Source organism: Pseudomonas sp. AM8, from assembly GCF_036346475.1.
Lineage (GTDB): Bacteria > Pseudomonadota > Gammaproteobacteria > Pseudomonadales > Pseudomonadaceae > Aquipseudomonas > Aquipseudomonas marginalis.
Genome location: NZ_JAOTNX010000037.1, coordinates 1 through 2,007, shown reverse-complemented (window position 1 = coordinate 2,007; position 2,007 = coordinate 1). Strand labels below are relative to the sequence as shown.

Annotated in this window: 2 protein-coding genes; both read left to right on the top strand. The window is 62.6% G+C overall.

Annotated elements, in window-relative coordinates; translation table 11 throughout:
• Positions 1-1,000 (top strand): ATP-binding cassette domain-containing protein (locus V3W40_RS34530; RefSeq protein ID WP_330216544.1); only part of this gene is annotated, 1,000 nt, incomplete at its 5' end.
• 9 nt (positions 1,001-1,009) lie between these two features.
• The gene (araH, locus tag V3W40_RS34525) at positions 1,010-1,978 is read left to right on the top strand and encodes an L-arabinose ABC transporter permease AraH (protein WP_065925854.1); all 969 of its coding nucleotides are present in this window, start codon (positions 1,010-1,012) and stop codon (positions 1,976-1,978) included.
• The last annotated feature ends 29 nt before the right edge of the window (positions 1,979-2,007 follow it).

The following is a 2,007-nucleotide window of genomic DNA, read 5'->3' as shown; positions in this document are numbered from 1 at the left end:
GACCAGCAGCCTGTCGGCGCGGGAGATCGACCGGCTGATGGCGATCATCACGCGCCTGCGGGATGAGGGCAAAGTGGTGCTCTACGTGTCGCACCGCATGGAAGAAGTGTTCCGCATCTGCAACGCGGTCACGGTGTTCAAGGACGGCCGCTACGTGCGTACCTTCGACGACATGAGCGCGTTGACCCACGACCAGTTGGTGACCTGCATGGTCGGTCGCGACATCCAGGACATCTACGACTACCGCCCGCGCGAGCACGGTGAGGTGGCGCTCAAGGTCGACGGTTTGCTGGGTCCGGGTTTGCGTGAGCCGGTCAGTTTTGAGGTGCGCAAAGGCGAAATCCTTGGCTTGTTCGGCTTGGTCGGGGCAGGGCGCACGGAGTTGTTCCGTTTGCTCAGCGGTTTGGAGCGCGCCAGTGCCGGCAGCCTTGAGTTATGCGGGGAGGCCCTGCAACTGCGCTCGCCCCGCGACGCCATCGCCGCCGGTGTGCTGCTGTGCCCGGAAGACCGCAAGAAGGAAGGCATCATTCCGCTGTCCAGCGTCGCCGAGAACATCAATATCAGCGCCCGTGGAGCCCACTCTTCGTTCGGCTGGTTGCTGCGCGATGGCTGGGAGAAGGGCAATGCCGACCAGCAGATCAAGGCAATGAAGGTCAAAACCCCGACTGCCGCGCAAAAGATCATGTACCTGTCCGGCGGCAACCAGCAGAAAGCCATTCTCGGCCGCTGGCTGTCGATGCCGATGAAGGTCCTACTGCTGGACGAGCCGACCCGCGGCATCGACATCGGCGCCAAGGCCGAGATCTACCAGATTATCCATAACCTCGCGGCCCAGGGCATTGCGGTGATCGTGGTGTCCAGCGACCTCATGGAAGTGATGGGCATCTCCGACCGCATCCTGGTGCTGTGCGAAGGCGCGATGCGCGGCGAACAGACCCGCGAACACGCGACCGAATCCAACCTGCTGCAACTGGCCCTGCCGCGCGGCCTGGCGAACTGAGAGAAGACCATGACGACTCAAAACAACGCGCTGCCGACGGCACGCAAACCCCTCGATATGCGCGCACTGCTCGACAACTGGGCGATGTTGCTGGCAGCGGTGGGCATCTTTGTCCTGTGCGCCTTGCTCATCGATAACTTCCTTTCGCCGTTGAACATGCGCGGCCTGGGCCTGGCGATTTCCACCGTGGGCATCGCCGCCTGCACCATGCTGTTCTGCCTGGCATCGGGGCACTTCGACCTATCGGTAGGCTCGGTGATTGCCTGCGCCGGCGTGGTGGCGGCGATTGTGATGCGCGATACCGACAGCGTCATGCTGGGCATTGGCGCGGCGCTGCTGATGGGCCTGGTCGTGGGGCTGATCAACGGCATCGTGATCGCCAAGCTGCGGGTCAATGCGTTGATCACCACCTTGGCGACCATGCAGATCGTGCGCGGCCTGGCCTATATCTTTGCCGACGGCAAGGCGGTGGGGGTGTCCCAGGATCAGTTCTTTATCTTTGGCAATGGCCAACTGCTGGGCGTGCCGGTGCCGATCCTGATCACCATCGTGTGCTTCCTGTTTTTCGGCTGGCTGCTCAACTACACCACCTACGGGCGCAACACCATGGCCATCGGCGGTAACCCGGAAGCGGCGTTGCTGGCGGGGGTGAATGTCGACCGCACCAAGATCCTGATCTTCGCCGTGCACGGCCTGATCGGCGCATTGGCCGGGGTGATCCTCGCCTCGCGCATGACCTCGGGCCAGCCGATGATCGGTCAGGGTTTCGAGCTGACGGTGATTTCCGCCTGCGTGCTGGGCGGGGTGTCGCTGAGCGGCGGCATCGGCATGATCCGCCATGTGATTGCCGGGGTGCTGATCCTGGCGATCATCGAGAACGCGATGAACCTGAAGAACATCGACACCTTCTACCAGTATGTGATCCGCGGTTCGATCCTGCTGCTGGCGGTGGTCATCGACCGCATGAAACAACGCTGATGGTGGTAACCAAGCCCGTCGTAGTGAGC

Coding starts and splice junctions, on each gene's coding strand:
- araH (WP_065925854.1), top strand. CDS start 1,010: ATGACGACTCAAAACAACGCGCTGCCGACGGCACGCAAACCCCTCGAT.